Origin of the sequence: Methylobacterium sp. J-088, assembly GCF_022829295.1 — a bacterium.
Classification (GTDB): Bacteria; Pseudomonadota; Alphaproteobacteria; order Rhizobiales; family Beijerinckiaceae; genus Methylobacterium.
In genome coordinates, this window is record NZ_JAKSYH010000086.1 from 1 (window position 1) to 15,308 (window position 15,308).

Genomic DNA, 15,308 nt, shown 5'->3' on the forward strand with positions numbered 1-15,308 from the left:
GCTGAAGATGCTCGACGTCGACGAGGCGGGTCTCGACGTGATGGACCGCAAGTACCTGAGCCTGATCGCGCGCTCGTTCGGGGGAGGGCCTGGGGGCAGCGAAACGATCGGGGCGGCGTTGTCGGATCCGCGGGACGCGCTCGAGGACATCTTCGAGCCGTATCTGCTCCCGCGCGGCATCGTGCAGCGCACCCGCCGAGGGAGGGATCTGATCCGGGCTGCCGACACCCATATGGGGCTGGCCGTGCCCGGGAAGGATCGAAATGATCAGTCCCGTCTTTTCGAAGGATAAGCCTTCTGAACACGTCCGAGTGATGACCCATGCGCTTCGTTCAGGTCAGCAATTCAATCGCTTCATGGGCGATGACCCCGAAATGACCAAGACGATCGCCGGCCAAGCGGCGCCATAAAAATCGGTAACATGCTGTCAGCACTTAAATTTTAGTCTCACGTTTTCATCTGTATAGCCAAGCTTGGCAACCTGCGTTCAAACTGACGAGACGGGAAAAACTTGGTTCCGGCATGGAACAGGGCGAAGACGCACCTGTTGTGGTGGCGACCGCGCCAACTTGGTTTGGTGCCGGCTAGGCTGTCGCATTCAGGGCCCTGCCCCTCGGTTCGCGACAGATCTTCCAGCCTCAAGAACAACGTCAGGGATCAACTTCCGCCATGAAGAGAATGACGCTCGCCGTCCTCGGCCTTTCCGCTGCCTTCACCGCTCCGGCCTTCGCGCAGGACGCGCTGCCGATCCGCGTGCTGCCCTTCGCCCAGCAGGACGGCGTGGGCGCCGCCGCCACCGAGACCCCGGCCTTCCGCGCCGAGGCCCTGCGCTCGGACGCCACCAGCATCGAGGCAAGCCGGATCGCCCTGCAGCGGTCGCGCAACCCGCAGGTCCGCAACTACGCCAACCGCGTTCTGGTTGAGCGCAAGGCGACCACTGACGCCCTGCTGCCCCCGAACACGTCCCTGTCGCGCAACGGCACGGTCGTCTCCGACAACGAGGGCATCCGGACCGATCTGAGCAACCCGATCGGCCTGGTGCTGGCGCCGGTGACCGTGGCCGCGAATATCGGCACCAGCATTGTGGGCGGCGCACTGGGCGCGGTCGGCATCATCGACAACAGCCCCGCCGAGCAGGGTCGCCGCGTGGCGCTCGGCGAGCGCGGTCAGGCGCGCCTCGCGCGGCTGCAGTCGGCCCCGAACGGCCGCGCCTTCGATCGGACTTATGTCGATCAGCAGGCCCGCTCCGACGCTCAGACCCTGGCGCTCTACGACGCCTACGCGAAGTCGGGCGACAACGCCCAGGGCCGCAAGTTCGCCAACGAGGCGCTGCCCTACATCGCCGACGAGCACGCGCATTCGGCGACCCTCGCCAACCGCATCGGCGGCTGATCGATCCCAATCACGCTCTGACTTACGCGAAGGCCGTCCCCCCAAGGGGCGGCCTTCGTCGTATTGCACGTCCGTGCTGGCGGCCGCTAAAGGACCGGCATGACCGAACCCTTGGCCGCGACCGGCGATCCGAAGGCGGCGGACGCGCCGCCACATCGCATGAGCGTCCGCGTCTACTACGAGGACACCGATTTCTCGGGCTTCGTCTATCACGCGAGCTACCTGCGATTTCTGGAACGCGGCCGCACGGAGCTGCTGCGCGACCTCGCCGGCGACCAGTCCGACCTGCACCGGGAGGCGCAGGGCCTCGTCTTCGTGGTCCGCCGGATGAGCCTCGATTTCGTCAGCCCGGCCCGGATGGACGATCTGCTGACCATCGTCACCCGCACACGAACCCTGCGCGGCGCTTCGATGCAGCTTGCCCAGGAGGTGCGCCGGGGCGACGTGCTGCTGGTCGCCGCCGAGGTCACGGTTGCCTGTGTCCGCGACGGCCGCGCCGTCCGCCTGCCGGAGGCTCTGCGGCGCCGGCTCGGCCCCGCCGGATAGGTCTCAGCCCGCCCGGGACGGATCAGCCTCGCGCAGCAGCCGCGCGAATGCCTCCGCGATGGTCATCGAGTCGTAAGCGATCGAGACGAGCTGGAAGCCCATCGCCACCATCTCGCGCGCGCGGGCGGCCGAAGGCGCGAAGGCGCAGGGCAGCTTGCCCGCCGCCAGGGTCCTGCGGACGATCTCGCCGAGTGCCGCCGTGACGGCCGAACCCGTCGGGTCAATGGCCGCGCCCCGGGACAGGGCGATCGAAAGGTCGGCGGGCCCGACCAGGATCCCGTCGATGCCTGGCACCGCCAGGATCGATTCGAGGGCGGCGATCGACTCCGCCGTCTCGCACATGGCGATGGTGAGCGCGCGTGCATTGCCGCCCGCGAGATACTCCGTCCCGTCCCGGAGTCCGGACAGCAGGATCGCCCGGTCCGGGCCCCAACTGCGCTGACCGACCGGAGGAAACTTGGCGGCCGCGGCGAGCGCCTCAGCCTGCGCCGCCGTGTTGATCATCGGCGCCACGATCCCGGCCGCACCCGCGTCGAGCATCCGCGACACCATGGCGAACTCGCCGACCGGCACCCGTACCAAGGCGGGCTTGCCGGCGAGCGCCACCTCGGTGATCGCCGCACAGCTTGTTCTGTAATCGTAGGCCCCGTGCTGCTGATCCAGCAGTACCGCGTCGAATCCGGCCCGCGCCAAAGCGCCCGCGATGGCGGGATCGGCGATACAGGACCATCCGAGGAACCGGGCATGGCCCGTGGGCAGCAGCTCCTGAAGACTGGGAACGGGAAGTGTCATGCGCTTCCTGTGCAGATCTCGCGTGATGCGCGACTCGGTGTCGCCGGCCGTGACCATACGGGACCCGGTTCCGGCAGGTCCACCCCGCCCCGGTTCGAACAGCCGGACGCCTCAGGATCGCCGGGATCGAAACCGATCCTTAACCCTGTCGCGCCCTTAACAAGTCCGCCGCCATGGCGGGGCGCGGGGGCTTCCGATGGCCCTTACTTTCGACAGATTCGCGGGCGACAGCATTGATATCGCTCACGGATCCGGCGGACGCGGGCCTCGCCCGGCGCAGCGCGGTCCGGAGCAGGAGACCTCGACAGATGAACCCAGCCGACGCGATGCAGGCCGCGCCTGTCGCCGACATGACGCTGCTCGGTCTGTTTCTGCAGGCCCACTTCGTCGTGAAGATCGTGATGATCGGGCTGCTCAGCGCCTCGATCTGGTGCTGGTCGATCATCGTCGACAAGACGCTGCTGTTCCGCCGCACCCGGGCCGAGATGGACGCGTTCGAAGATGCGTTCTGGTCCGGCCGCTCCCTGGAGGAGCTTTTTCGCTCGTTCAACGACCGCCCGGCCACCGGGTTGGCTGCCGTCTTCGTCGCCGCCATGCGGGAGTGGAAGCGCTCGTTCGAAGGTTCGGGCCGCCAGATCCAGTCCCTGTCGCAGCGCATCGAGAAGCAGCTCGACGTCACCATCCACCGCGAGGTGGAGCGGCTTGAGTCCCGCCTTCTGTTCCTCGCCTCGATCGGCTCGGCCGGCCCGTATATCGGCCTGTTCGGCACGGTCTGGGGCATCATGACCGCGTTCACCTCGATCGCGGCCTCCAAGAACACGTCGCTGGCCGTCGTCGCCCCCGGTATCGCCGAGGCGCTGTTTGCCACCGCCATCGGCCTGTTCGCCGCGATCCCGGCGGTGCTCGCCTACAACAAGCTCCAGGCCGAAGTCGCCAAGCTGCAGTCGCGGCTGGAGGGCTTCGCCGACGAGTTTTCCGCCATCCTGTCCCGCCAGATCGACGAGCGTCTGCCGCTCGCCGCCTGAGGCCGATCCGGAGGAGACACGATTATGGGTATGGCAGCAGGCGCATCGCAGGGCGGCAAGCGCCGTCGTCGGAGCCGGCGCGGCGGCCCGATCAACGAGATCAACATGACGCCGTTCATCGACGTCGTGCTGGTGCTCCTGATCATCTTCATGGTGGCCGCACCGATGATGACGGTCGGCGTTCCGCTGGACCTGCCGCAATCCAAGGCCTCGCCGCTCAATTCCGACGTGAAGCCGATCACCCTGTCGATCCGCCAGAACGGCCAGATCTTCCTCGGCGAGGACGAACTCACCGACGACACGATCGTGCCGAAGCTGATGGAAACCGCCAAGACCGGGACCGAGGAGCGCGTCTTCGTGCGCGGCGACAAGCGGGTCGATTACGGCCGGGTGGCGCAGGTGATGGCGATCGTGACCGGCGGCGGCTTCAAGAAGGTCGCCCTCGTGACCGAGCCTGAGCATCAGTAGGGCCTGGATCGTGGAGTTCCGCTTCGACCGCAAGGAACCGGGTGTCTGGATCTCCGCCGGCACCCATGTCGCGCTGCTCGGGCTCGCCCTGTTCAGCGTCGCCGCCCCGGCCCTGCCGGAGGCGCAGGAGGGCGTGCCCGTCGAGGTGATCACCGAGAACCAGTTCTCCGAGATCACCAAGGGTGAGCGGCAGGCCGACAAGCCGATGCCGAACGCGACCTCCCGCGCCGACCGCAAGGCCGAGAAGGTCGAGGATCGCGAACCCGAGAACGCCAAGACCGACGCGCCGACCGCGCCCACGCGCACGGCCCAGATGAAGCTCGCCAACGCGGAGGAGATGCCGCTGCGCAGCGAGCCGGACCCGCAGGAGGTGGCTCAGGCCGCCAAGGCGGCCCAGGAAAAGCGGGACGCCGAGAAGGCGGCCGCCGAGAAAGCCGCGGAAAAGGCAGCCGAGAAAGCCGCCAAGGCTGCGGCCGAGAAAGCGTCGGCCGAGAAGGCTGCAGCCGCCAAGGCAGAGGCAAAGGCCGAAGCGAAAGCCAAGGCGGAAGCCGCCGAGAAGGCCGAGGCCGAGAAGCGCGAGCAGCTTGAGAAGCTGATCGAGAAGCAGGAGGCGGAGGCCGAATTGGCCGCCCAGAAGGCCGCTGCCGCGAAGGCGAAGGCCGAGGCTGCCGCCAAGGCCGAGGCCGCGAAGGAAGCCGCCAAGAAGGCTGCGGACGCCAAGGCGAAGGCCGAGGCGGAAGCCGAGCGCCAGAAGGACCTCGCCGAGGCGAAGGCTGAGGCCGAGCGCGAGAAGGCCGAGGCCGCCGCAAAAGCCAAGGCGGAGGCTGCGAAGGCCGAAGCTGCAGCCAAGGCGGATGCCGCCGCCAAAGCGAAGGCCAAGGCGATGGCGGACGCGAAGGCCAAGGCCGACGGGGAGGCCAAGGCGCGCAAGCAGGCCGAACTCGCCAACAAGTTCAATGCGGGCGACATCCGCTCGATGCTGGCCTCGAAGGCACCGTCGCAATCGACCGGCGCCACCGGCCAGACGGTGCAGAAGGTGGCCGCGCTCGGCGCCGCGACCGGCAATGCCCAGCGCCTGTCGCCGTCGCTGCGGGACGCCCTGGTCGGCCTGCTCCAGCAGCAGATCGAGCGCTGCTACTCGGCGCCCCCCGGCGCAGCCCAGGGGGTGGTCCTGCCGGTGCTCGACATCCGCCTGAACCCGAACGGCTCGCTCAGCACCGAGCCGCGGATCATGCGCGGCGGATCGAGTTCGGTGGATCAGTCGATCGCGCAGGCCGCGCTCCGGGCGGTCCGCCGCTGCGCGCCGTACAACATTCCGGCCACCTACGCGCCGTATTACAACGACTGGAAGGCCATCAACGCGGAGTTCGAATTCACGGCGACGTGAGGCCCTCCAGCCCTTCTTCCGCCCTGATCCGGCCGCCTCGTCAGATCGTCACTCGGATCCGACCCATCATGCATCACCTGCCCTCCGTCGGGCGCCTCCCGACGTCCTTCGCCGCGCGCCTGATCGCGGTCTTCGCGTTGCTGACGGCCTTCCTGGCCGGGCCCGCCCAGGCGCAGCTGCAACTGCGCATCGGCGGCGGCAACTTCCAGCCGATGCCGATCGCCATCGCGGATTTCGGCGGCGATCCGAGCCTCGCCGGCCTCGTCTCCGGCGTGGTCACCAACAACCTGCGCCGCTCAGGGTATTTCACGCCGCTCGAGCATGCGCGCTTTCCCGAGCAGCCGAACTTCGACGCCGCTCCGAACTTCGAGAAGTGGCGCGCCACCGGCGTCCAGGGGCTCGTGACCGGTCGCGTCGTCCGCGATGCCGGCCGGGTCAAGGTCGAGTTCCGGCTCTGGGACGTGACCTCCGGCCAGCAGATGACCGGCCAGCAATACGGGACCGACGCCGCCAATGTCCGGCGCACCGGCCACCTGATCTCGGACGCGGTCTACACCAAGATCACCGGCCTCGGACCCTGGTTCGACAGCCGCATCGCCTTCGTGGACGAGACCGGCCCCAAGGAGAACCGCCGCAAGCGCCTGATGGTGATGGATCAGGACGGCGCCAACGTCCGGGCGATCACCAGCGGCGAGATGTCGGTGGTGGCGCCGCGCTACTCGCCGGCCACCCAGGACATCGCCTTCATGGCCCAGGCCAGCGGCCACCAGCCGCGGGTGCAGATGATCAACCTGGAGACGGGTTCACGGCAGGCGCTCGGCAGTGTCGACTCGATGAGTGCGAGCCCGCGCTTCTCGCCGGACGGCCGCAAGATCGTCATGAGCGTCCAGCAGGGCGGCAACGCCGACATCGTCACCATGGACCTCGCCTCGAAGGCCCAGCGCTCGATCACGAACGGCATGGCGATCGACACCTCGCCGACCTACTCGCCGGACGGCGCGCAGATCGCCTTCGAATCGGATCGTGGCGGCTCTCAGCAGGTCTACGTGATGGGCGCGGACGGCTCGAACCCGCACCGAATCACCTTCGGTTCGGGCTCGGCCTCGCAGCCGGCCTTCTCGCCGCGTGGCGACCTGATCGCCTACACGCGCCAGCGCAACGGCGGATTCGCGATCTGCGTGTCGAAACCGGACGGCACCGGCGAGCGCGTCCTCACCGAAGGCTTCCACAACGAGGGACCGACCTTCGCGCCGAACGGCCAGTACGTGCTGTTCTTCCGCGATCCCGGCGGCCAGGGCGGCGGCAAGCTGTTCATGGTCGACATCACCGGCAAGGTCGAGCAGCCGGTCCCGACGCCGGCCTACGCGTCGGATCCGACGTGGTCGCCGCTGCTCGGCGGGCGCTGAGCAGGACCGAGCGGGAGCCCGGCTGCCAGTCGGGCTCCGGCCGCGAGCCGCGGATCACGATGGGTGTTCGGACGGCGGCTTGCGACAGCGTTTCGGACCGCAGGGCACACCCTCAAGAGACTGATCCGCAAAGAATTATCTCTTTCGCGTGCCGAATGGTGCTGTCGAGGGATCATCGCTTTTATCCCTGCACCGTAAGCCGGTCCCGATTCCGGAGCGCCGGGAACAGCCTGCCCCACAGCAGCGCGACGCCGACCGTTGCCGCGCCGCCCGCCACCACCGCCGGGACCGCCCCGATTGCGGCGGCCAGAACCCCGGATTCGAACTCGCCGAGCTCGTTCGAGGCGCCGATGAACACCGTGTTCACCGCCGAGACCCGGCCGCGCATGGCGTCCGGTGTCTCACCCTGCACGAAGGTCTGGCGGACATAGACCGAGATCATGTCGGCCGCGCCGGTGACGAACAGGCAGGCCATCGACAGGGGGAGCGAGGTCGAGAGGCCGAACACCACCGTGGCGGCACCGAACACGGCCGCCGCCCGGAGCATGCGCAGGCCCGCATGGCGCCGGAGGGGATAGTTCGCCAGTAGCACCGCCAGGGTGACGGCCCCAAAGGCCGGCATGCTGCGCAGCGCCCCGAGCCCGAGGGGGCCGACATGCAGCACCTCCCCGGCATAGATCGGCAGCAGCGCCGTGGCGCCGCCGAGGAGGACGGTGAACAGGTCGAGGCTGATCGCGCCGAGCACCACCGGCTGCGAGCGGATATAGGCGATCCCGGCCGAGAGGGCCGCCCAGGTGATCGGCGGTCTTTCGCCGACGGACGCCGGCCGAAAACGGATCAGCGCGGTGAGGACGCTCGCCAGTGCAAAACTTGCCCCCGCTCCGCCGAACACGACCGCCGGCCCGAGCGCGTAGAGGAAGCCGCCGAGCGCCGGCCCCATCACCGAGGCGCTCTGCCAGAGGGAGGCGTTCCACGCGATGGCCGAGCTGAACTGCGTTGCCGGAACCAGGGTCGGCAGCAAGGCCTGGAGGGCCGGGTTGGCGAAGGCCCGGGCGGTGCCGACCAGAATCACCAGGGCGTAGATCGGCCAGATCACGTGGACGCCCGACAGGGCGCAGGCCAGGAGACCGAAGCTCGCCACGCTCTGGAGCGCGAAGGCCCCGGCGCCGACGAGGCGGCGGTCATAGGCATCCGCGACATGGCCGGTGATCAACGCGCAAACGATCGCCGGTAGAAAGCCTGCGAGGCCGACGAGGCCCAGCGCAAGGGGGGAATGGGTCAGGTCGTAGACGAACCAGCCGATTGCCACCGCCTGCATCTGGTAGGCGAGGCCCGTGAGGAAGCGCGCCGCCCCGAACAGGCGGAAATCGCCGATGCCGAAGACGGCCCAGCCGGAGCGATCCTGTTTGGCCATATCCCCTGCTGCGCGGCACAGGCTGAAGAATCAAGCCCAACGGTCGCGGCGGCATCGGCTTTTGCGCCTGCCGTACCGCCTAATGCAGCGCCAGCCCGGGCTTTCGCGGCGGCGTGGCCGAGGGCAGGACATCCAGGATCGGCTCGCGGCGCGACCGGGCGGCCGGATCCAGCGGAAAGGTGCAGGTCACGCAGGTGCCGGCTCCAGTCGCTGTCTCCAGATGGACGCGGCCCCCATGTAGCTCCACGAAGGAGCGGACGATCGACAGGCCGAGCCCGACCCCCCGATGCCGCGTGCCGAGGGTATGGCTCTCGAACCGGTTGAAGACCGAGTCGGCGATCTCCTGGGGCATGCCGCGCCCGTAATCCCGTACGCTCAACAGCAGTTCCTGGCCGCTGCGGCGGGCATGAACCTCCACGCGTTGCCCGGCCTCCGAGAACCCGACCGCGTTGGAGAGCAAGTTGAACAGGATCTGGCGGACGCGTTTCCCGTCGGCATGCACGCTGCCGATATCCTCGGGCACGTCGAGGGAGAGGGTGATGCGCGATTCGGCGAGCCGGTCCTCGATGCCGCGCACGGCCGCCTCGATGGTGGCCTGGACGTCCACGTCCTCGCGCTGAAGCTCCAGCGAGCCTGCATCGATCGAGGCGAGATCGAGAATATCGTTGATGATGACGAGGAGCGCGGCGGAGGAGCGCATGATGTGGTCGGCGTATTCGCGCTGCCGCTCATTGAGGGCGCCGACCGTCTCGTCGCCCAGGAGCTGCGTGAAGCCGATGATGTTGGTGAGCGGCGAGCGCAGCTCGTAGGAGACGTGGTGCACGAAGGTGTCGCGCAGCTGGGCGGCCTTCTCCAGGGCGTCGTTCTTCTCGGTGAGCGCCCGCTCGACGTTCACGCTGGCGGTGACGTCGATCAGGGTCAGGAGCGTCGCACCCTCCGGCAGCGGCTGGGCAGCGCAATCCAGCACGGAGCCGTCGGCCACTTCCAGGCGGCAGGCCCTGGCAGTCCGCGATTCGAGGCCGACCACCGCGTCGCGGATGTCGAGCCACGGCTCCTCGGCGGGCGCCAGTTCCCGGCAGGCCGCAATGACGGCATCGACGTGCGGGCGCTCCTCGACCATCGCGGGGTCGAGCTGCCACACGGTCAGGAACGCGCGGTTGGCGAGCGTCAACCGGCCGTCGGCCCCGAACACCGCGACCGGCTCGGCCAAGGTGTCGAGGGTTTCGGCCTGCAGGCGGCGCAGGGCGTTGTACCGCGATTCAGCGTTCAGATGGTCGGAGACGTCGTCGAACAGGTAGGTCAGGCCGCCCTGCGGGTTCGGATCCGCCACGACGCGGAGCGTCCGCCCGTCGGGTAGGTACCACCACGACTGGTTCGCCTCGGCGGCGCGGTAGGCGGCGAGCACGCCCTGCTTCCAGCCCCGGAAATCGGCATGCTCCTCAAGCTTCCGCTTCGCGCGCAGATGATCGAGGATCTCGCCGTCGGACGGCCGGCCGTCCAGGAACGCCTGGTCGAGGTCCCAGAGCTGACGGTAGGCGGCGTTGTGGAAGATCAGCCGCTGCGACACATCGAACATCGCCACCGCGGTCGGCAACTGGTCGAGGGTGCGGACATTGGCATTCATCTGCCGCTGCAGGTCGGCGCGGACGCTCTCCAGTTCCGACACGTCGATGGCGATGCCGACGCGGCCGGTATCGAGGCTGGTCTCGAACACGTCGAGCATGCGCCGGTTGCCGCCCACGATGGCCGAGAGCCGCGGCAGGCTCCGGGTCAGGCCGGCGGCGCGGGCCGCCTCCTCGCGGGCGATGGTCTCCCGGGCCGGCCGGTCGAACAGCTCCAGACCGGCATCGAGGGCGGCCTCGCGGCTCTCCGCCTCGACGGCGTTGACGTAGGCGGCGTTGACCCAGCTCAGGCTGCCCTCGCGGGTCCGCCGCCACACGGGCTGCGGGATCGCGTCGAGCAGCCCGGACAGCGTCGAGAGGCCCCGGCGGGTTTCGTCCAGGGTGGCCCGCAGGTCCGCGATCTCGCTGCGTTCCTGGCTGGTCTCGCGCAGGCGTAGGAGCGCCCGGCCGGCCACCGCCTGCCCGTGCGCCTCGATGCTGCGGCCGGTCTGCGTCCGCAGGCTCAGCGTGAAGCCCGTGCCACGCGCCCGCAAGGCTTCGACGGAGGCCTCGACCGCATTCGCGTCCGCGGCGACGAGCCAGGTGCCGAAGGCCAAGACGCGCCGGGCATAGCCTGAGGCGGGACGCTCGCCGTTGATCGCAAGGCCGACATCGCCTTCCACCACCGGTTCGCTGCGCCGGTCCCAGGTGACGATGATCTGGCGCTCGGCGTTGAGCAGCATCTCGGCGCGGTCATGGGCACCGCGCAGGACGTCGAGGGCCGCGGCCAGTTCGCGCTCGCGCCGGGTCCAGCGGTTGCGCTCATAGAGGTGCAGCAGGGACAGGATGACCGCGAAGGCGACCAGGCCGCCGAAGATCGCCAGCGCGGCCACGCTGTGGATCTCGCGCGCGGAATGGGCCGCGGGCGCATCGACGAGCTCGGCCAGAGCCGCGCTCGCCGTGGTGAGAGCGAGCGCACCCACGCCGATTCGAATGTGGGTCGCCCGACCGACACCCATGGTTTGCCCCGCCCCCGCCGTCGACGGCGATGCGAGCGGCGCGCGCCATCGCGCGGCGCCAAACGCACCGTCCCCGCGGCGGTTCTCCCGAACCGGCGCGGCCCCATCGATCAAAGATTCGACGGCACTCTACCGTGCGTAGGAATCCACCCGGAAGGGGAACGAAGCGTGGCTTTTGACCGACGCGCATAATCAGTCGTTAACGACACACAGAAGACACAGTCCGAGCCCGCATACACAGCTTGACAAACAAGAAGGCCCGACGCAGTGCGCCGGGCCTCCAGGAATCGCCATGAATGGGCTCCAAACGTGGCCCGACCACCGGATATGCAACCGGTGGTCGGGCGCGTCCGCGCGCCCTTCGGAGCCTCAGTAGCGGTAGTGCTCGGGCTTGAACGGGCCGGTCTCGGAGACGCCGATATAGGCCGCCTGATCGGGGCGGAGCTTCGAGAGCTTCACGCCGATCTTCTCCAGATGCAGGGCCGCGACCTTCTCGTCGAGGGTCTTGGGCAGGGTGTAGACCTGCTTCTGATACTTACCCGGGTTGGACCACAGCTCGATCTGGGCCAGCGTCTGGTTGGTGAACGAGGCCGACATCACGAAGGACGGGTGTCCGGTCGCGTTGCCGAGGTTCACCAGCCGCCCCTCCGACAGGAGGATGATGCGGTGCCCGTCCGCGAAGGTGATCTCGTCCACCTGCGGCTTTATGTTGGACCACTTGAGGTTTTTCAGGCCGACGACCTGAATCTCGTTGTCGAAGTGGCCGATGTTGCAGACGATCGCCCGGTCCTTCATCGCCCGCATGTGGTCGAGGGTGATGATGTCCTTGTTGCCCGTGGCGGTGACGAAGATGTCGGCGCGCGGGGCCGCATCCTCCATGGTCACGACCTCGTAGCCCTCCATGGCAGCCTGAAGCGCGCAGATCGGGTCGATCTCCGACACGAGCACGCGGCAGCCGGCGTTGCGCAGGGACGCGGCCGAGCCCTTGCCGACGTCACCGAAGCCGGCGACCATGGCGACCTTGCCGGCCATCATGACGTCGGTGCCGCGGCGGATACCGTCGACCAGTGATTCCTTACAGCCGTAGAGGTTGTCGAACTTCGACTTGGTGACCGAGTCGTTCACGTTGATCGCCGGGAAGAGCAGCTTGCCCTCCTTGGCCAGCACGTAGAGGCGGTGGACGCCCGTGGTGGTCTCCTCGGAGACACCCTTGATGCTGTCGGCGAGGCCAGCGAACCAGCCCTTCGGCTTCTCGGCGAGCTTCTTCTTGAGCAGCGCGAAGAAAACCTCCTCCTCCTCGCTCTCCGGCTTATCGAGGAAGGCAGTGTCGCCGTTCTCGGCACGCAGGCCAAGGTGGACGAACATGGTGGCGTCGCCGCCATCGTCCAGGATCATGTTCGGCGTGCCGCCGCCATGCCAATCGAACAGGCGCGAGGTGTAATCCCAGTACTCCTCCAGGGTCTCGCCCTTCACGGCGAAGACCGGGACGCCGGCGGCCGCGATGGCGGCGGCGGCGTGGTCCTGGGTCGAGTAGATGTTGCAGGAGACCCAGCGGATGTCGGCGCCGAGCGCCTTGAGGGTCTCGATCAGCACGGCGGTCTGGATGGTCATGTGGAGCGAGCCGGCGATCTTGGCGCCCTTCAGGGGCTGCGCAGCGCCGTACTCCTCGCGGACCGCCATCAGGCCCGGCATCTCCGTCTCGGCGATCGAGATCTCCTTGCGGCCGTAATCAGCCAGCCCGATGTCCTTGACGATGTAATCCTTGGCCATGTGTCGACCGCTCCGTGTTCGCGTGGGGTTCGGCGCGAGCCTCTACCACCTCGCGAGCCACGAAGCAATCAAGACATAAACATGTCTTTATACGTTCTTGAGCGCGCTCCCCCGAAGTAGACACCGGTTCGGCGCAAGCGAGCGCGTCACGATACGGCGTCAGAGCCGGGACGGCCGCTAGGCTGCCCCGGCAGGTCCACGAGGCGCTTCGTTAGCGGGTCGGGCGAGCCAGCCAGCCAACGGCGAACGCGACGGCGGCCACGAGGGCGAGGGTCGTTCCGCGATTCTCGTCCGCGCGTGCCGCGATGCTGCGGCTGTGGTGAACGGCGCGGTCCCGGTAGTGCTGCCCGCGCTCGAAGGCCTCGTCGGCGAGGTCCCGGCCGCGCGCGCTGACGTCGCGGAACCGAGTCCGGCCCTCCTCGACGAGATGCTCACCGCCGTCGCGCAGGTCCCGCACGGCGTTCCGGGCTTCGCCATAGGCGTATTGAGCGGCGCCGGCGGCTTGGTCGTAAGCGCCCTCGAACTGGCGTCCCGGATTGCCGCTGACCGCGCCGGCAGCCGTCTTGGCCCGGCCACCGAGGTGGCGGAGACCGCCTTCGAGATGATCCCTGTTCATCGTGTCCCTCCGATCCGGCATGCGCCGGGATGGCGCACCGCCTGCGTCGGGGCGGAACGGGGCGGGAGCGTTGCGGTTCCGTTCGGAACGCGGATCGAATCACACGTTTCGGTGCGTCCTGCCCCTCCAAAGCCGCGTCTCACGCGGCCGCAGATCCCTCAGATTTCGATTTCAGTCCCGACTTCCACCACCTGCCGGGTCGGGACTCCGAAGAAGGCGCCGGTGCGCTCCGCGTTGCGCTGCATGAAGGCGAAGAGGTTCTCCCGCCAGGGTGCCATACCGCGATCGTCACTCTTGGCGATGATCGTCTCGTGGCCAACGAAGATGGTCATGTCATCGAGCACGTGCGGCGGCAGGTGGCGCGATTCGACCGCACAGGCCAGACCCTCGGGGATCGAGGCCTCCTCCATGAAGCCGTAGCGCAGAATCACCCGGTAGAAGTCCGGCGCCAGGATCGTCACGTGCGCGCGCTGCTCCCGCTCGACGGTCGGGGTCTCCTCGTAGAGCGCCGTGATGATCAGGATGCGCTCCATCAGGGCGTGGTTGCGCTCCACGAACCGGGACAGGTGCAGCGGGATCCCGTGCTCGGCCGCCGACAAGAAGGCCGCGGTGCCCGGCAGGCGCAGCAGCTCGCGGTGTTGGAGGCCGGAGAGGAAGATATCCTCCGGCAGGCGCAGGAGGACGCGCGCTTCCTCGACAAGCTCGTTGCCTTTCTTCCAGGTCAGCATCATCAGCGCGACGAAGCCGGCGAGCACCAGGGGAAACCAGCCGCCCTCCAGGATCTTCACGCTGTTGGCGGCGAAGAACACGAGGTCGATGGCCAGGAAGAAGCCGTTCACCGCGAAGACCAGGATCGGGTTGTAGCCCCAGCGAAGCGCGATCAACGCGGCGAGCAGCGTGGTGATGCCCATCAGCATCGAGACCGCGATGCCGTAGGCGCCGGCCAGCGCGTCGGAGGAGCCGAACATCACCACCGCCACGAGGGTGGCCACGGCGAGCAGCCAGTTCACCACCGGGACGTAGATCTGGCCGCGCTCGTCCCGGGCCGTCTGGACGATGCGCATCGCCGGGAGGAAGCCGAGCTGCACCGATTGCTGGGTCAGCGAAAACACCCCCGAGATGATCGCCTGCGAGGCGATGACCGTCGCCATGGTGGCGAGTGCCACCAGCGGATAGTGCGCCCAGTCCGGACACAGGCGGAAGAACGGGTTCTCGATTGCGCTCGGATCGGCGATCAGCAGCGCCCCCTGCCCGAAATAGTTGAGCACCAGCGCCGGCAGGACCAGGGCGAACCAAGCCAGACGGATCGGCAGGGCGCCGAAATGGCCGAGATCGGCATACATCGCCTCGCCGCCCGTCACCGCCAGGAACGCCGCGCCCAGCATGGCGAAGCTGACGGCAAAACCGGCATGGAACATGAAGTCGAGCGCCCGGAGCGGATCGGCGGCGGCGAGGATCTCGGGATTGTGCAGGATCCCGACGATCCCGAGCAGACCCAGAATGAGGAACCACGCGAACATGACCGGGCCGAACACCCGGCCGATGGCGGCCACGCCCTTGTACTGGACCAGGAACAGCCCAACCAGAATCGCGAGCGTGATCGGCACCACGTACGGGCCGAGCGACGGTGCATCGACCTTCAACCCCTCGACGGCCGAGAGCACCGAGATCGCCGGCGTGATCGCCCCGTCGCCGTAGAGCAGCGCCGCCCCGACCAGCCCGACCACGAGGAGCAGCGCCTTCCACGAGCCCGGCCGGGCATGCCGTGCGCCGAGCAGCGCCAGCATGGCGACGATGCCGCCCTCGCCGCGGTTGTCGGCGCGCAGGATCAGCACCGCGTATTTGAGCGAGACGATCAGGATCAGCGACCAC

13 protein-coding genes are annotated in these 15,308 nt (G+C 68.3%); 7 read left to right on the forward strand and 6 right to left on the reverse strand.

Annotated elements, in window-relative coordinates:
• The 3 genes from MKK63_RS09925 to ybgC all read left to right on the forward strand — a co-directional run.
• On the forward strand, window positions 1-292 hold a 292-nt coding region (locus MKK63_RS09925), incomplete at its 5' end, for a Holliday junction DNA helicase RuvB C-terminal domain-containing protein (RefSeq protein WP_279574612.1).
• 377 nt (window positions 293-669) lie between these two features.
• Window positions 670-1,392, forward strand: coding sequence for a DUF4142 domain-containing protein (locus MKK63_RS09930; RefSeq protein WP_244001158.1), 723 nt, complete (start codon window positions 670-672; stop codon window positions 1,390-1,392).
• A 99-nt stretch (window positions 1,393-1,491) separates the two neighbouring features.
• Window positions 1,492-1,938 (forward strand): tol-pal system-associated acyl-CoA thioesterase, encoded by a 447-nt coding sequence (gene ybgC, locus MKK63_RS09935; protein ID WP_244001160.1) that lies wholly within the window; start codon window positions 1,492-1,494, stop codon window positions 1,936-1,938.
• Window positions 1,939-1,941: 3 nt separating this feature from the next.
• On the opposite strand, the gene MKK63_RS09940 is transcribed toward ybgC, so the two are convergent.
• Window positions 1,942-2,730: an HpcH/HpaI aldolase family protein gene (locus MKK63_RS09940; protein ID WP_244001162.1), complete on the reverse strand. Its 789-nt coding sequence runs from the start codon at window positions 2,728-2,730 to the stop codon at window positions 1,942-1,944.
• Window positions 2,731-3,038: 308 nt separating this feature from the next.
• On the opposite strand from MKK63_RS09940, the gene tolQ reads away from it, so the two are divergent.
• The 4 genes from tolQ to tolB all read left to right on the forward strand — a co-directional run bounded on the left by tolQ (window position 3,039) and on the right by tolB (window position 7,016).
• Entirely contained in the window at window positions 3,039-3,755 is a 717-nt protein-coding gene (gene tolQ / locus MKK63_RS09945) for a protein TolQ (protein ID WP_091713126.1), read from the forward strand.
• Window positions 3,756-3,779: 24 nt separating this feature from the next.
• On the forward strand, window positions 3,780-4,223 hold the full coding sequence (locus MKK63_RS09950; RefSeq protein WP_243918374.1) for an ExbD/TolR family protein: 444 nt from the start codon (window positions 3,780-3,782) through the stop codon (window positions 4,221-4,223).
• A 10-nt stretch (window positions 4,224-4,233) separates the two neighbouring features.
• Window positions 4,234-5,610: a cell envelope integrity protein TolA gene (gene tolA / locus MKK63_RS09955; RefSeq protein ID WP_244001164.1), complete on the forward strand. Its 1,377-nt coding sequence runs from the start codon at window positions 4,234-4,236 to the stop codon at window positions 5,608-5,610.
• Window positions 5,611-5,678: 68 nt separating this feature from the next.
• Window positions 5,679-7,016, forward strand: a complete 1,338-nt coding sequence (gene tolB / locus MKK63_RS09960) for a Tol-Pal system beta propeller repeat protein TolB (protein WP_244001166.1) — start codon at window positions 5,679-5,681, stop codon at window positions 7,014-7,016.
• Between the two features lie 181 nt (window positions 7,017-7,197).
• Here the strand turns inward: tolB and MKK63_RS09965 are convergent, their stop codons facing one another.
• From MKK63_RS09965 to MKK63_RS09985, 5 genes are all read right to left on the reverse strand, one after another.
• Window positions 7,198-8,430 carry an MFS transporter gene (locus MKK63_RS09965; protein ID WP_244001168.1) on the reverse strand — a complete coding sequence of 411 codons (1,233 nt, stop codon included), beginning with the start codon at window positions 8,428-8,430 and terminating at the stop codon, window positions 7,198-7,200.
• A gap of 79 nt (window positions 8,431-8,509) precedes the next feature.
• Window positions 8,510-11,050: a PAS domain-containing sensor histidine kinase gene (locus MKK63_RS09970; RefSeq protein WP_244001170.1), complete on the reverse strand. Its 2,541-nt coding sequence runs from the start codon at window positions 11,048-11,050 to the stop codon at window positions 8,510-8,512.
• 369 nt (window positions 11,051-11,419) lie between these two features.
• Window positions 11,420-12,820: an adenosylhomocysteinase gene (ahcY, locus tag MKK63_RS09975; protein WP_244001172.1), complete on the reverse strand. Its 1,401-nt coding sequence runs from the start codon at window positions 12,818-12,820 to the stop codon at window positions 11,420-11,422.
• A 211-nt stretch (window positions 12,821-13,031) separates the two neighbouring features.
• Window positions 13,032-13,436 carry a CsbD family protein gene (locus MKK63_RS09980; protein ID WP_244001174.1) on the reverse strand — a complete coding sequence of 135 codons (405 nt, stop codon included), beginning with the start codon at window positions 13,434-13,436 and terminating at the stop codon, window positions 13,032-13,034.
• Window positions 13,437-13,594: 158 nt separating this feature from the next.
• The coding region (locus MKK63_RS09985) for a potassium transporter Kup (protein WP_244001176.1) at window positions 13,595-15,308 on the reverse strand (1,714 nt) is incomplete at its 5' end.